The organism is Vreelandella janggokensis (assembly GCF_031451615.1).
In the GTDB taxonomy this organism is placed as follows: Bacteria; Pseudomonadota; Gammaproteobacteria; order Pseudomonadales; family Halomonadaceae; genus Vreelandella; species Vreelandella janggokensis.
This window is the reverse complement of record NZ_JARWAJ010000001.1, coordinates 935,558-955,236: the sequence shown is the minus strand read 5'-3', so window position 1 is coordinate 955,236 and position 19,679 is coordinate 935,558. Positions and strand designations below refer to the sequence as shown.

Genomic DNA, 19,679 nt, shown 5'->3' with positions numbered 1-19,679 from the left:
ACGTATTCTAACCCTAGCAGACGATGACAAGCGAGCATCGCTTATCCTCACGACAAAACGATGGGGCAAAGTCCACTCGGTCAATGTTACTCTTACGTTTTAATTGTCATTTTTAACGAGCCACGCGATTACCCATGCCAGCGACAACTGCGACCACACCCTTTCGCCAAAGCGCATTGCGCACGCTAGACATTGAGCAGGCCGCCATCGCAGGCTTGGTCGGCAAACTGGATGCGCATTTCGACCATGCCTGCGAGCTGATTCTGGCTTGCCAGGGACGCGTTGTGGTGACCGGCATGGGAAAGTCAGGCCATATTGCCGGCAAAATCGCGGCCACACTGGCCAGTACTGGCTCGCCGGCGTTTTTTGTTCACCCTGGTGAAGCCAGTCATGGTGACCTGGGCATGATTACCCGCTGCGATGTCGTGATCGCGCTCTCGAACTCAGGAGAAACTGCTGAGGTAACGGCTCTGCTGCCGCTGCTGAAGCGCCTGGGTACGCCACTGATCAGCATGACAGGACGCCCGACCTCTACACTTGCCCAGCATGCGGATGCTCATTTGAACAGCAGTGTCGATCGGGAAGCCTGCCCACTGGATCTAGCGCCGACAAGTTCTACCACAGCGGCATTAGCCCTGGGCGACGCTCTCGCTGTTGCCCTACTTGAAGCACGCGGCTTTACCGCAGAAGATTTTGCCCTGTCGCATCCTGGCGGCAGCCTGGGCCGCCGCCTCCTGCTTCGCGTTCGTGATCTTATGCATCAAGGCGAACGTTTACCTCAGGTCGCCCTGGGCAGCCCCCTGCGCGATGCGTTACTGGAAATCACCCGACAAGGGCTGGGATTCACCTGCGTGGTAGACCCCGACGGCCTGTTAGTCGGCGTATATACGGATGGCGATCTGCGCCGCACCCTGGATAACTTTCACGACCTGCGTGACGTACAGGTAGATGACGTCATGACCCGGCCTGGCAAGCGTATATCTCCCGACCTTCTCGCGGCGGAAGCCGTTCGTATCATGGAAGACAACCGCATTACCGCGCTGGCCGTAGTGGACGAACACCAGCGCCCGATAGGCGCGCTGCATATGCATGACCTGCTTGCCAGCGGCGTTATTTAACCTAAATCGACCGGAGTCCTAATGACCCTTTCTGCTGACCTACTCGACCGACTACGTCGCATTCGCTTATTTGCCCTTGATGTCGATGGTGTGCTTACCGATGGTCGCCTCTACTTTCAAGCCGACGGTGTCGAAATAAAAGCCTTCCACACCCAGGACGGCCATGGACTCAAGTTGTTGAAACGTGCGGGCATCTCAGTGGCCTTGATCACCGGCCGCGACTCCCCCATGGTCAGCCAACGTGCCGCCGCTCTGGGCATCCCCCACGTCTATCAAGGCTGCGAAGATAAACTGGCCGTCCTCCGCGGCCTGTGCCAACGCCTGGAGCTTGACTTGTCTCAGGTTGCCTATTGCGGTGACGACCTTCCCGACCTGGCCAGCATCAAGCGTTCGGGGGTTGGCATCACGGTACCCAACGCCCCTGACTACATGCACACCCACGCTGACTGGGTCACCGAACGCCTGGGGGGACACGGCGCTGTCCGCGAAGTCTGCGATACGTTACTCGATGCTCAGGGCCACTGGGGTGCCGTCGTCGATACTTATCTACACGGCTGAGGCACTATGCTGAAGACACTGCGCACGCGCCTGGGACTGGCCCTGATAGTGCTGGCTCTGGGTGGCTTTCTGGTATGGCTGGACCCAGGTGGCCCACAGACTGTCCCGACAGACCCGGAAGCCCGAGCCGAGGAGCCAGGTCATGTCCTTCACAATGCCGAGCTTACACTGTTTGATGAACAGGGGAATATTCAGCAGGGGTTAACCACGCCTCGTCTGGTACATACCCCCCAATCCGCCTCAACACTCGCCGAAACGCCGCACGCCACGCTTTATGACAGCGAGCGACGAATCTGGAACGCCACGTCAGAGATAGGTACGCTGAATACCCGTTCCCAGGAGCTGACGCTTTCGGGCAATGCAAGATTGATCGCCCCTGATGAAGGCTGGCAGCTCGACACGGACGTTCTGCACTATGAGGGGAAAACCGCCCATGCGTGGAGTAATACTCATGTGCTGCTCCAGCAACCGCCCCAGCGCATGACAGCACAGCGAATGGATGCATGGCTCAACGAGGAGGAGGTGCGCCTCGAAGGTAACGTTCAAGGCCACCACCCTCCGGAGACGCAACCCGGACAGGAATGAAACATGAAAGCGTTTATCTACACGGCGATGGCTGCTGCCTGCCTAGTGCCTTTTTACGCAACCGCAGATAATCACCAGCAACCGGTTGAAGTCGTCGCCGACCAGCTCGACCTGGATCAGCGCGCCGGTACAGCGGTCTACACCGGCGACGTCGAAGTTCGCCAAGGCAACATGCTGATAAGAGGCGACGAAGTGGAAATCCAGCGAAATGAGGAAGGCGAGCTCTCGCGGGCCACGGCGCTGGGCGAACGGGCCTATTTGCGGCGGCAACCCGAAGACCAGGATGGCCCGATGGAAGGCTGGGGTCGAAGGGTGATCTACCATGTCGCCGAGCGACGCGTCGAGTTGATTGACCAGGCGGAAATCATCCAGCAAGGCGACCGCTTCACCGGGGGGCGGCTGGAATACTTTATCGACCGCGAGTTCGTCAAGGCGCGCTCCGACGTCGACAATCAAGAGTCGCAGCGCATCCGCATGACGCTGCAACCCGAGGGATAAGGAGAGCCTGATGGCAGTTGCCGACAACAGCGCAACACAAACGCTATACGCCCGCCATTTGGCGAAAAGCTACAAGCGCCGACGCGTCGTAAAAGACATCAACCTGGATATCTCACAAGGCAGCATCGTCGGTTTGCTCGGCCCCAACGGCGCCGGTAAAACCACTTCATTCTACATGATTGTCGGCCTGGTCAAGGCAGATGCAGGCAGCGTCGGGATTGATAGCCTGGACCTTTCCCGAGCACCCATGCACGAGCGTGCCAAGGCAGGCATTGGCTATTTGCCCCAGGAGGCGTCGATCTTTCGCAAACTCTCCGTCGCCGACAACATCATGGCCATTTTACAAACCCGTCACGACCTGGATCGAGCCGGACGCGAAGCACGCCTGGAAACACTCCTGGAAGAGTTCCATATTACCCACATCCGCGACAATATGGGCATGAGCCTTTCCGGAGGCGAACGGCGCCGCGTCGAGATCGCCCGGTCCCTCGCGACAGAGCCTGCGTTCATCCTGCTTGATGAGCCTTTTGCAGGTGTAGACCCCATCTCCGTGGGCGATATCAAGTCGATCATCCGCGCCTTGAAGGAGCGAGGTATTGGCGTATTGATTACCGATCATAACGTGCGTGAAACGCTGGATATTTGCGATGTGGCGTATATCGTCGGCGACGGGCATATTATCGCCAGCGGTTCGCCGGCCGCCATTCTTGACAATCAGGAGGTGCGTGACGTTTACCTAGGTGCTGATTTCCGTCTCTAAAGCCATCAATGGCATATTTATTGCCGATGGCATACTTATTGCACTTGCACCCAAACACAACTCGCACTAGGGTGGATGCTTTCCGATAAACGAGTGGTTCTCAGATGGTCATGAAAGCTTCTCTTCAACTGCGGATCGGCACTCAGCTCACCATGACACCCCAGCTGCAGCAGGCAATTGCCCTGCTACAGCTATCAACGCTCGATTTACGCCAAGAAATCCAGCAAGCGCTTGACGCCAACCCCATGCTCGAGCAGGAAGATGAGTTCAGCGAAAGCGAGCAAGCTGACAGCGAGCCGGAAGCAAGCGAGTGGGCAGATAGCATTCCCAAGGAGCTATCCGTCGATAGCGACTGGTCAGATACCTATCAGGATACGATGGGCAGTGGCAGCACAAGTAGCGAGGGGCCTGACTTCGAGCGCCAGGCCACCGGGCAAACGCTGCATGGCCACCTCCTCTGGCAACTCGCCATGACCGATTTGAGCCAACGTGAACAGTTGGTGGCCGAGAGCCTGATTGACGCACTGGATGCTAACGGCTATCTCACCCAGCCCCTTGCCGATATCCGCGAAGGACTGCGAGACCAGGGCGTGGAAGGCCTCAGCCAGCGCGAGGTTGAAACCATTCTACTGCGACTGCAACAGTTCGAGCCCACCGGCATCTTCGCCCGCGATCTTCGCGAATGCCTGATGCTTCAGCTCGCCGCACTACCCGGTGACACACCGCTGCTGATTCCTGCGCGGCGTCTGGTTCGCCAGTTCCTTGAAGCGCTGGGTAAAAATGATCAGCGCCTCCTCAAGCGAAGACTCGGCCTGGACGATGTGCAACTCGATGACGTCATCCAACTGATCAGAAGCCTGGACCCGCGCCCCGGCAGCGTTTACAGCGCCACTGACGATAGCTACGTGATTCCCGACCTGGTGGTTCGCCACGATAACGAAGGCTGGCACCTCGAACTCAACCCAGAGGCCTTACCCAAGCTCAGGATTCAACCCGACTACGCTAGCCTGATCAAGCGCGCCGACAAGAGTCATGATAACCAGTTCCTCAAGGATCACTTGCAGGAAGCCCGCTGGCTGATCAAAAGCCTCTCCAGCCGCAACGACACCCTGTTACGCGTCGGCCGCGAAATCATCACTCGCCAGATCGGCTTTCTCGAACACGGCGAAGAGGCCATGAAACCGCTTATACTGGCCGATATTGCCGATGCGGTAGAGATGCATGAGTCGACCATCTCTCGCGTCACCACCCAGAAGTTCATCCATACACCGCGGGGAATTTTCGAGCTTAAATACTTCTTTTCCAGCCAGATCAGTGGCCAGGACGGCGACAGCCACTCCAGCACGGCCATACGCGCTCGACTCAAAAAACTGATTCAGGAAGAACCCCCCGGCAAACCTTTGTCAGATAGCCGTCTGGTCACCCTGCTGGAGGAAGCCGGCATCCACGTAGCACGTCGCACGGTTGCCAAATACCGCGAAGGCATGGGCATCCCTTCGTCCAGCGAACGGCGTCGCTTACGTTAAGCAAACGGAAACTCAACACAAGGGCTTTGCTTAACGCCAAAAAGGGTTACAATCGAAGGACAGTCCGACGGATAAGGAGTACGTCAATGCAAGTCAATATCACCGGTCATCATGTAGATCTGACTGACGCCTTGCGTGACTATGTCAACGAAAAGCTGGAACGCGTTGAGCGCCATTACGACAACATCACCACCGTGCAGGTAACGCTCTCGGTCGAAAAAGAGCGTCAACAGGCCGCCTGCACACTCCACGCGGCAGGAGCTGACTTGCATGCCGAGGCCCTCGATAATGACATGTACGCCGCCATCGACGCCCTGGCGGACAAGATTGATCGACAGCTCGTTAAGCATAAGGAAAAAGCACAAGCCCGCGCCCAGGGCGCAGGTGTGCGTTAATTCAATGACGTTGGCCACAATCCTCCCCCCGGAACGCGTTCTCTACGATGTGCCCGGGGGCAGCAAAAAACGGGTGCTGGAGTTTTTCAGCACCTTTATCGCACAAAACATTCCCAGCCTCGACAGCCAGGAAGTGTTCAGCCGTTTGATTGGTCGTGAACGCCTCGGCAGTACGGGGATTGGCAACGGCGTGGCGATTCCCCATGCTCGAAGCCCACACTGTGATTCACCTATCGCCGGCTTTCTCAAACTCAATGAAGCGGTCGACTTTGACGCCATTGATGGCGACCCGGTTGACCTGGTGTTTGTTCTTCTCGTGCCTGAAGAAGCCGACGACACCCATCTCGCACTGCTGGGACAAGTTGCTTCCATCATGAATGATGCCGACACGCGCCAGCAGCTCCGTAAGTCGGGTAGTCAACGTGAATTGCTGGACCTCATCTCCGCCAAGATACGCGACCAGGCGGCCAGCCTTTAATAGGTCGGCACGTAATGAACCGTCCTGACCAAGGGGCGTTTATCCAAGTCGCTTGACCGCAAGCAAGAGAGCCTTCATGCAACTCGTCATTATTAGTGGCCGATCGGGGTCAGGCAAATCGATAGCCTTACAGGCGCTGGAAGATCTGGGTTATTACGCCATTGATAACCTGCCCGCCATGCTATTGGACTCGCTGGTGGATGAGTTGCGTGATCAGGGTGATCGCTCCCACTTGGCTGTCAGCATTGATGCACGCAATCTGCCAGGCGCACTTGCCAAACTTCCAGAACTGCTCAAGGAGCTTCGACAGCGGACCATCAAGTGCCAGATCGTGTATCTCACCACCGACGCACGTATTTTACTGGAGCGCTATTCAGCCACTCGCAGGCGGCATCCGCTCACGCGCAACAGCAGTCTCACGCTAGAAGAAGCCATCGACAAAGAAGAGCAAACGCTGCACGAGATACGCGATCTGGCCGATTTGACCATCGACACAACGCGGCTTTCAGTCCATGACCTTCGTCGGCGCATCACCGACCAGGTCGCCCATCAGCGACGCGATGAGCTAACGCTGACCTTCGAGTCCTTCGGCTATAAGCGCGGCGTTCCGCTGGATGCCGATATTGTCTTTGATGTCCGTTGCCTGCCAAACCCCTACTGGGACCCTGTGCTACGAGGCTCCACTGGCCGCGATGCCGACATCATTGCGTTTTTATCCAGCTACCCACTGGTCGATGACATGACCAGCGATATTCAGGCATGGCTTGAACGCTGGCTGCCCGCCTACCAGCATAGCCAGCGCAGCTACATGACCATTGCGATCGGCTGTACCGGCGGTCAGCATCGCTCCGTGTATATGGCTGAACAACTGGCGCAACGCATCGCCAGCCAACAGGGCGAAGTAAAATTACGCCACCGCGAGCTAGGCTTGCAGTACACGGTTAACGCGCCGCTTTAAGTTCGAGCCACATTGACCCGCTATCGCGAAGACCCTCATAGCCAAAAGGAACCAGGGTGCCAGAACGTAGACTTACCCTCACTAACCAACGCGGTCTTCACGCGCGGGCCGCCACGAAGCTTGTTCAGTGCAGTCAGCAATTTGACGCCAACGTACGCATTTGCAAACAGCAACAGGAAGCCGATGCCGCCAATATCATGGCACTGCTGATGCTAGCGGCGCCCTGTGGCACGGAGCTATGCATCAAGGCAGAAGGCGATGACGCCGAACAGGCGTTGGATGCCATTCAATCGCTGTTCGACGCCCGCTTTGACGAAGACAAGTAAAGCCCTGCCTTCAACGCTTGGTTAGTTACCGGCGATGGTCATGCCATCAATCAACCAGCTACCGGAATGGATGCTACCCCGGCGGTCGATATCATCTCCCACGCCTACCAGGCCTCCGAACATACGCTCCAGGTTGCCCGCAATGGTGAACTCCTCGATCGGGTATTGAACCACGCCTTTCTCGACCCAGAAACCGGCCGCACCACGGGAATAATCGCCGGTCACGCCATTGATTCCCTGCCCCATCAGCTCAGTCACCCAGACACCAGTGCCCATTTGCTCGAACAGGGCTGCCGGGCTGGATAACGGCGCGGTAATGCGCAAATTGCGCGCGCCGCCAGCATTACCCGTGGTACTCATTCCCAAACGCCGTGCGCTGTAGGAGGACAACATATAGCTTGCAATCTGGCCGTTTTCGATAAAGCGGTTGTTGCGCGTTTGAACACCTTCTCCGTCGAAGGGTGAGCTCGCCGTCGCGCCGATTTCCATGGGTCGTTCTTCCAGGCTGAACCAATCGGGAAACAGCGCGGTATCGAGTCGATCACACAGAAATGAGGCCTGACGGTATAGCGCACCGCCTGCCAGCGCGCCCATCAGATGGCCCACCAGACCACTGGCCAGACTTGGATCGAACAACACCGGATACGTACCGGTAGGCGGCCGTTTGGCCCCCAGCCGACGCAACGTACGTCTCGCCGCTTCGCGGCCTACCGTCGCCGGGTCGGTTAACTGCCCAGGATCACGTGCCGAGGTATAGTCCATGTCGCGCTGCATGCCTTGCTCGTCTTCGGCAATCAACATGCAGGAAAGCGAATGTCGGCTACCTTTTTGGGTACCGATGAAGCCATGGCTGTTGGCGTACACCCGCACGCCTTCACCGCTGGACAACGATGCCCCGTCCGACTGGGTAATCCCCGTTACGTCCCGTCCTGCCTGCTCACAGGCCAAGGCCAGCTCGATCGCCTGGTCAGTGGTTAACGCCCAGGGGTGATGGACTTTCAGATCCGGGATATCGGTCGCCATGAGCGCCGCATCAGCAAGACCTGCCGACGGGTCCTCCCCCGTATAGCGGGCAATCCCCAGGGCCTTTTCGACGGTTGCCTGAAGCGAGGCCTCGCTGGCATCAGTGGATGATGCGCTACCCTTGCGCTGCCCCACATATACGGTGATGGCAATCCCCTGGTCACGGGAAAGCTCAACGGTTTCCACTTCGCCCTGGCGGACACTGACGCCAATTCCCTGATCAACACTTGCGCCCACTTCAGCGGCATCTGCCCCCATCCGTTTGGCCATTGCCAGCGCGCTTTCAGCGCGAAGAGTGAGCAGTGCCTGCTGGGCAGATGCGTCGAACGCTTGTGCCATACAATCTCCTTAACCACCGACATGGTCGGTAGATCAATATTGAGCATCGCAGCCTGATATAATAAGACCACGAATTCTGTTGATGAGAACCTACGATGCCAAAACAACGCCCCGAGCCCCTAGACGACGGCATGGCAGAGCGCCCCAGCAAGTCCCAGTTGAAGCGCGAAATGCATGCGCTTCAGGCATTGGGGGAAACACTGATTGCCATGCAACCCGCCGAGCGGGCGCGTTTCCCGCTATCCGATGACATGCTGCGTGCCATCGACGAAACCGCTCGCATTCGTTCCCATGAAGGGCGCCGTCGGCATATGCAGTACGTCGGCAAATTAATTCGCAAGGAAGACCTTGCCGCCATTCAGGCCGTGTTCGACAACATCGAACAAGAAAAGCAGCAGCGCGACCATGCGTTTCATCGACTTGAAAAATGGCGTGACCGGCTAATTGATGAAGGGGACCCGGCCGCTGAGCAGTGGCTCAACGAGCACCCGGACACCGACCTTCAAACCCTTCGCCAGTTGATTCGCAACGCCAGACGCGAGCGTGATCAGGACAAGCCACCCACCAGTGCTCGCAAGCTTTTCAAGTTTTTACGCAATACCGCTGAGCTGTAATTTTTTAAGACTGCGTGCCGCCGACGGTCAGCTCGTCAACTTTCAACGTCGGCTGACCAACCCCCACCGGCACGCCCTGGCCTTCTTTGCCGCAAACACCAATGCCGGTATCCAGCGCCATGTCATGGCCGATCATCGAGACACGGCTCATGGCGTCAGGGCCATTTCCGATCAGCGTCGCGCCTTTAACCGGCGCTGTCACGCGGCCATCTTCAATTAAATAGGCTTCGCTGGCGGAGAACACGAATTTACCTGAGGTGATATCGACCTGGCCGCCACCAAAGCTCACGGCGTAAATACCCCGCTTGACGCTCTTGATGATGTCGTCTGGCTCGTCATGCCCCGCGAGCATGACGGTGTTGGTCATTCGCGGCATCGGCAAATGGGCAAACGACTCGCGCCTGGCGTTGCCAGTGGGCGCCATACCCATCAGACGAGCATTGAGCTTGTCTTGCATATAGCCAGTCAGCACGCCGTCTTCGATCAACGAGGTGTACTGCCCTGGCGTGCCCTCATCGTCGACGCTGAGCGAACCACGCCCATCGCGTAACGTGGCATCATCCACCACGGTAACGCCTTTTGAGGCCACACGCTGGCCCATCCGCCCGGCAAACGCCGAACTTCCCTTACGATTGAAATCTCCCTCCAGGCCATGACCGACGGCTTCGTGAAGTAAAATACCCGGCCACCCGGCCCCCAAGACCACCGGCATTTGCCCGGCGGGGGCATCGACCGCCTCAAGGTTGACCAGCGCCTGACGCACGGCCTCTTTGGCGTAGCGCTCCGAGACCTGCTCATCGCGCAGCCGCGACATTGAATAACGCCCGCCCCCACCGGCACTGCCGCGTTCGCGACGGCCGTTCTTGACGGCAATCACACTGACATTGAAGCGCACCAATGGACGAATATCCGTCGCTAGCGTGCCGTCACTGGCCCGTACCAGCACCACTTCGTAGGTGCCGGAGAGCGACGCGCTCACTTGAGTGACGCTGGGGTCGGCCGCACGGGCAATACGGTCAGCATCTTTCAGCATGGCGACTTTTTCGTCAGCGCTCAGCCCGGCCAGCGGGTCGATGCCAGCATAGTAGGACGCAGCCGTCACCGGCTTGACCGCCTGTCCGGTCAATTGCTTGCCACTGCGCACGATACCGGCTGCCGTTCGTCCGGTATCCATCAACGCATCGGCGGTGATCTGGTTGGAATAGGCAAAGCCGGTTTTCTCGCCAGCCAGCGCGCGTACGCCGACGCCGCCATCGATGTTGTAGCTTGCCTCTTTAACCTCTCCATCTTCCAGTACCCAGCCCTCTTCCCAGGAGCGCTGAAAATAAAGGTCAGCATAGTCGACCCCGGCGCCCATGGCGTAACCCAGGCCGCTGTCCAAGGCGTCAATATCCAGTCCGCCCGGGGTGAGCAAAATCGAAACGGCGGTTTGTAAGTCGTTAGTGTCTGCGGTCATCGAGAACCTTCTAAAGTCACTTGCGGCGAGGCCCATGGCCCCTCCACACGGTAATAAATTGTGGTCACCTGATCCAAGGCGTCGCCGAATAGTTGGTCGGCCAGGAACAACGCGCCGCCTACCACGGGCGCTCCGATAGCGAGCGCCGCCATTGGTAAGCTTTGGCTTACCGGTAATGCGACGCCAAGGCGTTGATCAAGTTCACGGTTCACCAAATCAACGTCTCCACTAAGCGATAACGTGGCGGCAGGCGCCTCTATTTGCAATGGCCCCCGCAGCATGAGCTGACCATTGGCGATGTCGGCAGCGCCGTGGACACGATCAAACGCCGTGCCTTGACCTGTTACGTCGGAAAAATCCAGCCGCAAACGCCGCAAGATATTGTCGAAGTTTAGCAGCCCTACCAGGCGTGCCGGTGCCGATTCCAGGGTAAGAAAACGACCATCGCGGATGTCGGTGGTCATCTCCCCTCCTGCCTTGGCGAGATCCAACTGCCATGGGGCGCCGGGCCAGGCAAGCGCGGCATCCACCCGGGTACTGCGGCTGCGCATGGCCACCGGCTGATCAAGACGTTCAAGCGCGGTGGCAATATTGCCACCCTTGATCGACACGTCCGTACGCGTCCGACTGGTGGCGCTCCCCCCTTCCCAATGCAGCGAACCGGCGGCGGTGAGCTGCCCCAGCGTCAAGCCGACGGGCTCCAGCGAAAAGCCGTTACCATCGGCATGCCAGAACGCCGTTAAAGGGCCCATTCGCTTGCCGTCGAGCAACATCTCGGACAGACGCAAACGGCCATCAGGAACATCCGCCAGCCATTCGGGCAAAGCCATTGGAGTCGATGCTTCAGGTGTCGTTGTCTGAACGGATTCGGTCCAGGAAGTCGGCATAGGCGCCGTTGTCTGCTCCCGACCATCCCTCGTCGCCGCCTCCACAATGGGGTCCAGGGAGAGCTGAGTGAGCGCGATATCCAAGGGCCTCGGCCCAGCTGGGCGGTACTCAACCTGCCCCCTCACCACATCGCTGTCGACCATCAGCGACACCTTGCTGTCACGCAGGCTGCCCTCAGCGGTACCACCTCCCAGGCAAGCCTGCTTATAGACCACGCAGGACGTGGCGATATTCAGCGAAAGCGGCGGGAGTGTTGACATTGACGTATCGCCAGCGTCTGCCGCGTCGCTGCCCCGAACAAGGGGGGATAACGCCCTTTGCCAGGCGGCGATGTCCAGCCGTTCAACCTCGGCAGCCAGCTGCCAGCCAGGCGTTTGCCGCCAGCCCGACGTACGACGAGAAGCTTCACCCAGGCGTACGCTGCCAGCAAGCTCGCCGACGGTAGACTGGATATGTAAATCGGCGATATCGGCTAGGCGGCTCTGAATACGTAACGGCTCAAGGTCCGCCGTTAGTGTCCAGGGCCATGCCTGTTGGGCACTCTTGGCAAAGGGAGCGGGCAGCTTGACGGCCATGCCTTGCCAATCACTTTCCAACACCAACTTGGGCGTGGGCGATAGGACCAGTTGCCCCTGCCAGGATGACCGACCTTCGACAAGCGACCTCGCCGCTTCAGGGCTAAGCCCTGCCAACCCCAGCAACCCGCGAGCCGATGCGTTGCCCTGAAGCGCCACGCTGTCTTCCCGGGTATCAATCGCCGCCTGAATCACGCCATCCAATAGTTGCCCATTCAATTGGCCAACCAGTGCGCTTTGCTTGCCTTGTTGCTGCCAGCTAATCTGGCCCTGCAATGCCTCGATGCGCTCGGCAAGGGCACCATAGCCTACCTGCATGCTTCTGGGTTCGGCGTTGACTTCCAGAGTTAGATCGCCTTCCTTTTCCAGCGACAAGGCAAGTGCCACGTCTCCATCAATATCGCCCTGGAGCTCCAGGGCGTTGATGTCAGGGGTATCGATATCGGGCATCGCCGACAAGAACGCCAGCGCGTTTTGCCCGCTTGCCTGCCACTGGCCTGACAAGTTCAGCACATCGTCCTGTAACCGAACGGCACCATCGCTAAGCACTACGCCTTGTGTTTGCCCACGCTCCACCTCAGCCAACAGGCGGCCATTTTGCCACTTCAAGCGACCGGCCAAATCCTCAATCTGCGGCCAGCCAGGGGCCATAGGCAAGTGTCCATCGCGTAGTGTCAGTTCCAGGGTGGACGTTAACGCATCGTCGCCAACGTCATCGCCGAAAGGCTGGCTGAGCTTTAATGCGCCCTGGGTGACATAGCCCCCCACATCGTTACTCAGCCATTCGCGCAATTCCGGCTCTAGTGCCTTCATTGGCACCCACTGCGCGAGCGGGCTATCAAGGGCATCGACATCCTGAAAATCAATATCCAGGCCGAAATGCCCACGATCAGCATCGGTGACTAGTCCAAAACCTCCGGTGACGCGTGCGCCATCCCAGTCGAGGGCGATATCCCGCCCGCTGACCAATGCCCGAGGGCCATCGTAAACCCACTCCACCTGCCCTGTGGCATGCTGTAACTGCATGGGGGCATCAAAGAGTTCTGGAAAGTAAAGAGTGCTTTCGCGTTGGTTGGCAAACTGAACGCGCCCCCTGAAATCACGCGCCTGTACCCAGGCATCCAAGGGACCACCTCCGGGTGCCTGCTCCCAGGGCAACACTTCGAGGTTGCTGATGGCCGCATCAACGCCCCACTCACCGTTCTTCTGACCAATACGGAATCCTTGCACCTGACCACGCGGAGCGAGCGTTTGTAATACGCGGGTCACCGACTCCGGCATCAGTACATAGTCGCGCCATGCGGCAAGTGACGCCAGCTCAAAGGGGCTGGTGCGCATTTCCCAATCATTGGGCTGGTGCGTCAGGTACCAATGCCGGGGCAGCGCGGGGCCCTCACTGACGCCCGCGGGCTGTGCCCACTCGACATTTTCCGCATCACCACTTAGCCAGGCTTCGCCACCATTGCCATTGCGTTGCCACTGGCCCAAGGCTTCTACATTTCGCAATATGGCGCGTTGTACATCGTGGCTCAGTATCAACTGGGGTATATCAACGCCCACACGCGCCCGGTCCAGCTGGCCTTTGTACCACTGCCCCCAAAGACGCGCATCCCCCCCCGCCTGGGTAATCTTGGGGACATACTCGGGACGTATGACATCCGCCAGGAGAGCCAGATTGTCAAGTTGAACATCTACGCTCAACGCCGCCGAGAAGTCTCGATAGCCGTCCTCCCCCGGAGAAACCTCCGCCTGCAGAAACGCCACCGGCAATGGCCTTGAAGGCTCACCTTCCATCTGATCAATAATATTAATACTGCCTTCAAACTGAGTGTGCTCTTCATCCCCCCCCAGCAATAGTGTCGGCGCATGTAAATCGACCGTATTATCCTCACCGTGCAGCACCAGGCGCGTATCTTCCACGCTCAGCCGTTGGCGGAGCAGAATACCCGTCCAGCGATCCAGCGCGGTTAAATTGATATCAGGCTGGGCTTCCATCACAGGCAGTTTGGCAGGAGCTGGCCACTCCCATCTATCACTGAAGAGACGATAAAGGTGGAATTCAGTGCCACGAATATCAGCCTCATTGAAAATAGGCGCGCGCGCCTTGAGCGATGCCCAGACATCCAATCGAAGCGTTGCTTGGGCCAGCTTGAACAGGCGATAGCCATTGGGGGTCTGGGCGCTGACATCGCCCACCATGAGTTCGATATCATTACGCTGAAGGGCGAGCGTCAGCTGCTCAATGTGAACCGGAACGCCAAGCTGGGACTCCAGAAATGCTTCAACGCGGGGCGTCAGTGCATCCGCCTGACTCATCGCCAAGCGCACTAACAGCAGCATAACCGCCAGCGCACCAAGCCACCACGCTGCGATTCTCAACGCAATACGCACCACTGGACGAATCGTCATGGATCACATCAACACAATATCGTACTGCTCTTGAGAATAGTGCTGTTCCACCTGAAAGCGTATCGTCTTATTTATAAATCCTTCCAAGTCCGCAACGGCAGCTGACTCTTCGTCCAATAAACGATCAACCACCGGTTGGGAAGCCAACACCATATACATCTCGGCACTGTAAGCGCGCTCTTCACGAAGAATCTCGCGGAAAATCTCGTAGCACACGGTCTCGGGGGTTTTGAGAGTGCCTCTACCACTGCAGGTAGGGCATGCTTCGCACAGTGTTTGTTCAAGACTTTCCCGGGTACGCTTACGGGTCAGTTGCACCAGGCCAAGCTCGGTGACACCGGTGCATTTTGTCTTCGCATGGTCACGTTCCAGCGCCTTTTCCAGCACGCGCAGCACCTGTCGCTGGTGTTCGACATCTTCCATATCGATAAAGTCGATAATGATGATGCCGCCCAGATTGCGCAGGCGTAACTGCCGGGCGATCGATGTTGCCGCCTCCAGATTGGTCTTGAAGATGGTTTCTTCCAGATTGCGGTGCCCTACATAAGCACCGGTGTTGACATCGATGGTGGTCATTGCCTCGGTAGGGTCAATCACCAAATAGCCACCCGACTTCAACTGCACTCTACGGCCAAGTGCTTTCTGAATCTCGTCTTCGACGCTGTACAGGTCAAAAATGGGTCGCTCGCCAGGATAATACTCAATACGGTCCACAGCGTCGGGCATGAACTCCTCGGCAAACTCCACCAGCCTGACAAAATTTTCACGGGAATCGATGCGGATTTTTTCGATATCATCTCGCATCACATCGCGTAAGGTGCGCATGAACAGGGGCAGGTCATCATATATGACCGTTGCGGGCGCCGCCGAAATTTTACGCTCGCTGACCTTGCGCCATAGCCGCAGCAAAAAATGCATATCGCCGATAAGCTCTTCATCGCCCACCCCTTCAGCCGCGGTACGCACGATAAAGCCGCCGTTTACATCCAGCGTTTGCTCGCCGATGCTGTTATCCAGTAATGCCTTTAAACGCTCACGCTCACGCTCGTCTTCAATGCGCTGGGAAACACCGTGGTGGGGCGAATCGGGCATGTAGACCAGATAGCGCGAGGGAACCGAAAGATGCGTGGTCAACCGCGCCCCTTTACTGCCGATCGGGTCCTTGGTGACCTGCACGACCAACGCCTGGCCTTCATGCAGCAGTTGGCCAATGGTCTGCTGCTCGTCAACGGAGGTACCAGGGGCCATCACTTCCTGGGCATGGATAAAGGCGGCACGTTCGAGGCCAATATCGACAAAGGCAGCCTGCATTCCAGGCAGCACTCGTACCACCTTGCCTTTGTAGATATTGCCGACGATGCCGCGCCGACGGGAACGCTCGATGAGCGCCTCTTGCAACACGCCGTTTTCGACCAGCGCCACGCGGGTCTCCATCGGCGTCAAATTAATCAGAACCTCACCGCTCATGCAAAAATCCTTGTGGGTTTACGCGGGTAAATATCCATCCCATAACGGTACCCCCTGACGACGCAGCAAGCACGCTGTTTCAAAAAGCGGCAACCCCACCACTGCCGAGTGACTGCCTTCAATCCCGGCTACAAACACCGACGCCAACCCCTGTATCGCATAACCGCCGGCCTTGTCCTCTGGCTCAGTCGTTTGCCAGTAGGCCGCTATTTCTACTTCACTGATGTCACGCAGCGTCACGCGGGTGGTCACACCACACGTCAACACGCCTTGGGGGCCGGTGACAGCGACACCGGTCAGCACCTGGTGCTCGCGCCCCGAGAGCTGGCGTAACATCCAGGCGGCATGCTGCTGACTCTCGGGCTTGCCTAGGATCCGCCCATCCACGACCACCGCCGTGTCGGCGCCTAATGTGGGTAGTGGCGTCAGGGCTGCCGCCGCTTGCGCCTTGGCCTTTGCCAAGCGTTCCACATAGCCCTCAGCGGACTCATTGGCTAACGGTGTTTCATCGATGTCGCAGGGCTGCACCTGCACCGCCACGCCGATCGATGCGAGCAGCGCGCGGCGTCGTGGCGATGCGGATGCCAAGCACAACACCGGCTCTGATTCCAACGCCATATCAGCTCCACGTCGATTTTCAGACCGCCTTACCTGTTGTTAGCGGGCAAGGCGGCGCTGCAGGGCGGAAAACATCGTCGCAAGCCAAGGCCACAACGCGGCGCTGACCACCGACGAGGTTAAAAACGCCAGATGAATAGAGAAATCTCCCACCAAGCTGCGCAACCACTGGTCGACCAGCTGGACGAGCCCCAGCAGCACCAGCACCAGCAACGCCTGCTGGAGCAGTGAGTAGGCACGAAAACGGGCATAGACAAGTGCGCACAGAAACGCCAGCAAAGAGAACATGATGGCGTGATGACCCAGAGGGGTTCCCTCGATCAAATCCAGCAGAATACCTAGCACAAAGCCGTGGAACACCCCCACTTGATCGGGCTCGCGCATACACCAATAAATCATCATCAAGCCCAGCCACTCGGGTCGGAACACCTGCCACTCATCACCCAGCGGCATCACCTGCAGACACAGCGCCATCAGCAAGGTCAACCACACCACCACCAAAGGCGTTACCGGAACGCGGGGCATCAGGGCACCTCCTGGGAAGATGATTCATCGTCAGGGCTTGCCACCTGGTGAGCACTGCGTAACGCGTCGACCGAGACTCGCAGAGAGTCATCCCAATATTGCTCATCAGGCAGTTTTTGGGGCGGTGGGGAAAGCAACAGAAAATAGCGCGAGCGTTTCAACTGAGCCGTGGGCTCTGCGGTAACCTGAGCAAACGGTTGTCCAGGGTCATGCGCAACCTTGGTGACCCTGGCAACGGGGTAGCCAGGCGGAAACCGCCCTGCCAAACCCGACGTTGTCAACAAATCGCCTTCGCGGATATCCGCTGTGTTGGGCACATGCAACACATTCACGCGACCATAGCGTCCCGTGCCCTGGACAATGAAGCGCAAACCATTGCGATTGACTTGCACCGGCAGGGCATGACTGGCATCGGCGACCAGCAGCACACGACTGGAGTAGGTCGAAACGGCGGTTACCTGACCGACCAGCCCCGTGGCATCAATGACCGGCTGGCCCACATAGGCACCATGGCGATGCCCGCGATCCACCACCATCTGATGACTGAAGGGGTCATTGTCGAGAGACAGAAGTTCCGCGGTCATAAAGGGGATATCGCGCTGCTGGGCAGCGCCTAGCAAACGGCGTAATTCAGCATTTTCCTTGGTGAGGTTTGCCATTTGCTGCCCACGGTGGGACAGCGTCAGAATTTGCTCACGCAGGCGCTGATTCTCATCAACGAGCGCTTGCTGGTCTGAAAACGCCAACGACCCCCAATCCAGAAGTCGGCTGGGAACGCCCACCACCCACTGGATGGGGGCTACCACCACTGACATCTGGGCGCGCACGTTTTCCATACGCGTAAAACGCTGGTCGGCAAACATCAACGCACTGGCAATCAGCACGCAGAAAAATAGCCGATATCCCGGTAAAGGACCATGCGAAAACAGCGGTTTAATAGGCAAATCCCCCGCAATTAACCGCTGCGATTAGTCGCTCGACAGCAACTCAAAAGTGTGCTGATCTATCATTTCGAGCGCCTTGCCCCCGCCGCGCGCTACACAGGTCAGCGGATCTTCCGCCACGATCACGGGCAACCCGGTTTCCTCAGCGATCAGCTTGTCGATATCACGCAGCAACGCGCCACCACCGGTCAGCACCAGTCCCCGCTCGGCGATATCAGACGCCAGTTCGGGAGGTGATTGCTCCAGCGCATTTTTTACCGCTGCGACAATTGAGCCCAGTGTCTCTTGCAGTGCTTCGAGAATTTCGTGGGAATTGAGCGTAAAGCTGCGCGGAATCCCTTCAGCCAGGTTACGCCCGCGCACATCGATCTCGCGAAGCTCGCCACCAGGATAAGCGCAGCCAATTTCTTCCTTGATACGCTCAGCCGTCGCTTCGCCAATCAAGCTGCCGTAATGACGGCGCACGTAGGCAATAATCGCTTCGTCGAAGCGGTCGCCACCCACGCGGATAGATTCAGAATAGACAATACCGTTGAGCGAAATAATCGCAATTTCGGTGGTACCACCGCCGATATCCACGACCATCGAGCCTTGCGCTTCTTCCACGGGAAGCCCGGCACCTATTGCCGCTGCCATGGGCTCCTCGATCAGATCCACCCGGCGTGCGCCAGCCCCTTCGGCTGACTCGCGAATCGCGCGGCGCTCCACCTGTGTCGCCATATAGGGGATGCAAACCAGAACGCGCGGGCTGGGTGTAATGAAGGTGCTTTGATGCACTTTACGGATAAAATGCTGAAGCATTTGCTCGGTGACGGTAAAGTCAGCAATGACGCCGTCTTTCATCGGGCGAATAGCCGTAATATTACCCGGCGTACGCCCCAGCATGCGTTTAGCATCGGCACCTACTGCCGCGACGCTTCGCATATTACCGGATTGACGGATAGCAACGACGGATGGCTCGTCAAGGACGATGCCACGACCGCGTACGTAAATCAGTGTGTTGGCCGTACCCAGGTCGATCGATAGATCGCTGGAAAACAGCCCCCTCAGACGTTTGAACATGGATGTTGATACCTAGTGCAGACTGGGAACCCTGTGCGGATGCAAACGGTATCACCGCAACCCCCTGGCAGCAAGCACGAGTCGCGCCAGACACTGCCCGTTTGCGCCAAGATGTGGTACATTTTGCGGCTATTTTACACATCTGCGATACAAGACGTTATTACGATGACTGACTGTATACCGCGTAATGCGGGATATGTTCCATCACCTTCGCGAGGAATTTCGAACATGGCGCTTGAAGACTCTCATGTGCGCCGGGCCGCCCACCTAGCCCGGATCGCCGTCAGCGATGACCAAGCCAGCAGTTTCGTAGAGGACCTGAGCCGCATCCTGGATATGGTCGACCAGCTGCAGGGCGTCAATACCGACGGCGTCGCCCCCCTGGCCCATCCCCTCGATGCCACCCAGCGCCTGCGCGCCGACGAAGTCACCGAAACCAATCAGCGCGACACTTTCCAGCGCTGCGCCCCAGCGGTTGAAAACGGTCTGTACCTGGTGCCCCGCGTCGTCGAATAGCGCATCACTCAGGGCATAAGCCACCTTTTCAGCCTTATCTT

At 58.1% G+C, this 19,679-nt stretch carries 20 protein-coding genes; 12 read left to right on the top strand and 8 right to left on the bottom strand.

Going from position 1 to position 19,679, the window contains the following annotated elements; all coding sequences use genetic code 11:
- The first annotated feature begins 134 nt into the window (after positions 1–134).
- The 10 genes from QC816_RS04315 (at position 135) to QC816_RS04270 (ending at position 7,202) form a co-directional block, all read left to right on the top strand.
- Entirely contained in the window at positions 135–1,118 is a 984-nt protein-coding gene (locus QC816_RS04315; protein ID WP_199283471.1) for a KpsF/GutQ family sugar-phosphate isomerase, read from the top strand.
- A gap of 21 nt (positions 1,119–1,139) precedes the next feature.
- Positions 1,140–1,676 carry a KdsC family phosphatase gene (locus QC816_RS04310; protein ID WP_085917986.1) on the top strand — a complete coding sequence of 179 codons (537 nt, stop codon included), beginning with the start codon at positions 1,140–1,142 and terminating at the stop codon, positions 1,674–1,676.
- A 6-nt stretch (positions 1,677–1,682) separates the two neighbouring features.
- Complete coding sequence (lptC, locus tag QC816_RS04305) at positions 1,683–2,261, top strand: LPS export ABC transporter periplasmic protein LptC (RefSeq protein WP_085917985.1); 579 nt, start codon at positions 1,683–1,685, stop codon at positions 2,259–2,261.
- 3 nt (positions 2,262–2,264) lie between these two features.
- Positions 2,265–2,759, top strand: coding sequence for a lipopolysaccharide transport periplasmic protein LptA (lptA, locus tag QC816_RS04300; protein ID WP_199283472.1), 495 nt, complete (start codon positions 2,265–2,267; stop codon positions 2,757–2,759).
- A gap of 10 nt (positions 2,760–2,769) precedes the next feature.
- Positions 2,770–3,519 (top strand): LPS export ABC transporter ATP-binding protein, encoded by a 750-nt coding sequence (gene lptB / locus QC816_RS04295; protein ID WP_199283473.1) that lies wholly within the window; start codon positions 2,770–2,772, stop codon positions 3,517–3,519.
- A 104-nt stretch (positions 3,520–3,623) separates the two neighbouring features.
- A complete protein-coding gene (locus QC816_RS04290; protein WP_309781144.1) occupies positions 3,624–5,045 on the top strand; it encodes an RNA polymerase factor sigma-54 in 1,422 nt (473 codons plus the stop codon).
- Between the two features lie 86 nt (positions 5,046–5,131).
- Positions 5,132–5,440 carry a ribosome hibernation-promoting factor, HPF/YfiA family gene (gene hpf, locus QC816_RS04285; protein WP_009721972.1) on the top strand — a complete coding sequence of 103 codons (309 nt, stop codon included), beginning with the start codon at positions 5,132–5,134 and terminating at the stop codon, positions 5,438–5,440.
- 4 nt (positions 5,441–5,444) lie between these two features.
- Entirely contained in the window at positions 5,445–5,918 is a 474-nt protein-coding gene (locus tag QC816_RS04280; protein WP_085917981.1) for a PTS sugar transporter subunit IIA, read from the top strand.
- A gap of 76 nt (positions 5,919–5,994) precedes the next feature.
- A complete protein-coding gene (rapZ, locus tag QC816_RS04275; RefSeq protein WP_085917980.1) occupies positions 5,995–6,876 on the top strand; it encodes an RNase adapter RapZ in 882 nt (293 codons plus the stop codon).
- Positions 6,877–6,932: 56 nt separating this feature from the next.
- Positions 6,933–7,202, top strand: coding sequence for an HPr family phosphocarrier protein (locus QC816_RS04270; RefSeq protein WP_085917979.1), 270 nt, complete (start codon positions 6,933–6,935; stop codon positions 7,200–7,202).
- A 21-nt stretch (positions 7,203–7,223) separates the two neighbouring features.
- Here QC816_RS04270 and pmbA read toward each other — a convergent pair whose 3' ends face one another.
- Complete coding sequence (gene pmbA / locus QC816_RS04265; RefSeq protein WP_085917978.1) at positions 7,224–8,564, bottom strand: metalloprotease PmbA; 1,341 nt, start codon at positions 8,562–8,564, stop codon at positions 7,224–7,226.
- Positions 8,565–8,659: 95 nt separating this feature from the next.
- On the opposite strand from pmbA, the gene yjgA reads away from it, so the two are divergent.
- Positions 8,660–9,178, top strand: coding sequence for a ribosome biogenesis factor YjgA (gene yjgA / locus QC816_RS04260; protein ID WP_085917977.1), 519 nt, complete (start codon positions 8,660–8,662; stop codon positions 9,176–9,178).
- Between the two features lie 4 nt (positions 9,179–9,182).
- On the opposite strand, the gene tldD is transcribed toward yjgA, so the two are convergent.
- Genes tldD through QC816_RS04225 form a run of 7 tightly spaced genes read right to left on the bottom strand, consistent with a single transcriptional unit; the run spans position 9,183 to position 19,122 of the window.
- The gene (gene tldD, locus QC816_RS04255; RefSeq protein WP_085917976.1) at positions 9,183–10,634 is read right to left on the bottom strand and encodes a metalloprotease TldD; all 1,452 of its coding nucleotides are present in this window, start codon (positions 10,632–10,634) and stop codon (positions 9,183–9,185) included.
- Positions 10,631–14,506, bottom strand: a complete 3,876-nt coding sequence (locus QC816_RS04250; protein ID WP_309781134.1) for a YhdP family phospholipid transporter — start codon at positions 14,504–14,506, stop codon at positions 10,631–10,633. The genes tldD and QC816_RS04250 overlap by 4 nt, the downstream gene beginning before the upstream one ends.
- Positions 14,507–14,509: 3 nt before the next feature.
- Complete coding sequence (gene rng, locus QC816_RS04245; RefSeq protein WP_085917974.1) at positions 14,510–15,973, bottom strand: ribonuclease G; 1,464 nt, start codon at positions 15,971–15,973, stop codon at positions 14,510–14,512.
- Between the two features lie 18 nt (positions 15,974–15,991).
- A complete protein-coding gene (locus tag QC816_RS04240; protein WP_085917973.1) occupies positions 15,992–16,591 on the bottom strand; it encodes a Maf family protein in 600 nt (199 codons plus the stop codon).
- 39 nt (positions 16,592–16,630) lie between these two features.
- A complete protein-coding gene (gene mreD / locus QC816_RS04235) occupies positions 16,631–17,116 on the bottom strand; it encodes a rod shape-determining protein MreD (RefSeq protein WP_085917972.1) in 486 nt (161 codons plus the stop codon).
- On the bottom strand, positions 17,116–18,060 hold the full coding sequence (mreC, locus tag QC816_RS04230) for a rod shape-determining protein MreC (RefSeq protein WP_309781130.1): 945 nt from the start codon (positions 18,058–18,060) through the stop codon (positions 17,116–17,118). Before mreC ends, mreD begins: the two co-directional genes overlap by 1 nt.
- 24 nt (positions 18,061–18,084) lie before the next feature.
- A complete protein-coding gene (locus QC816_RS04225) occupies positions 18,085–19,122 on the bottom strand; it encodes a rod shape-determining protein (RefSeq protein ID WP_066321157.1) in 1,038 nt (345 codons plus the stop codon).
- A 228-nt stretch (positions 19,123–19,350) separates the two neighbouring features.
- Here QC816_RS04225 and gatC point away from each other — a divergent pair, with 228 nt between their 5' ends.
- Entirely contained in the window at positions 19,351–19,638 is a 288-nt protein-coding gene (gatC, locus tag QC816_RS04220) for an Asp-tRNA(Asn)/Glu-tRNA(Gln) amidotransferase subunit GatC (protein WP_199285467.1), read from the top strand.
- Positions 19,639–19,679: the final 41 nt, after the last annotated feature.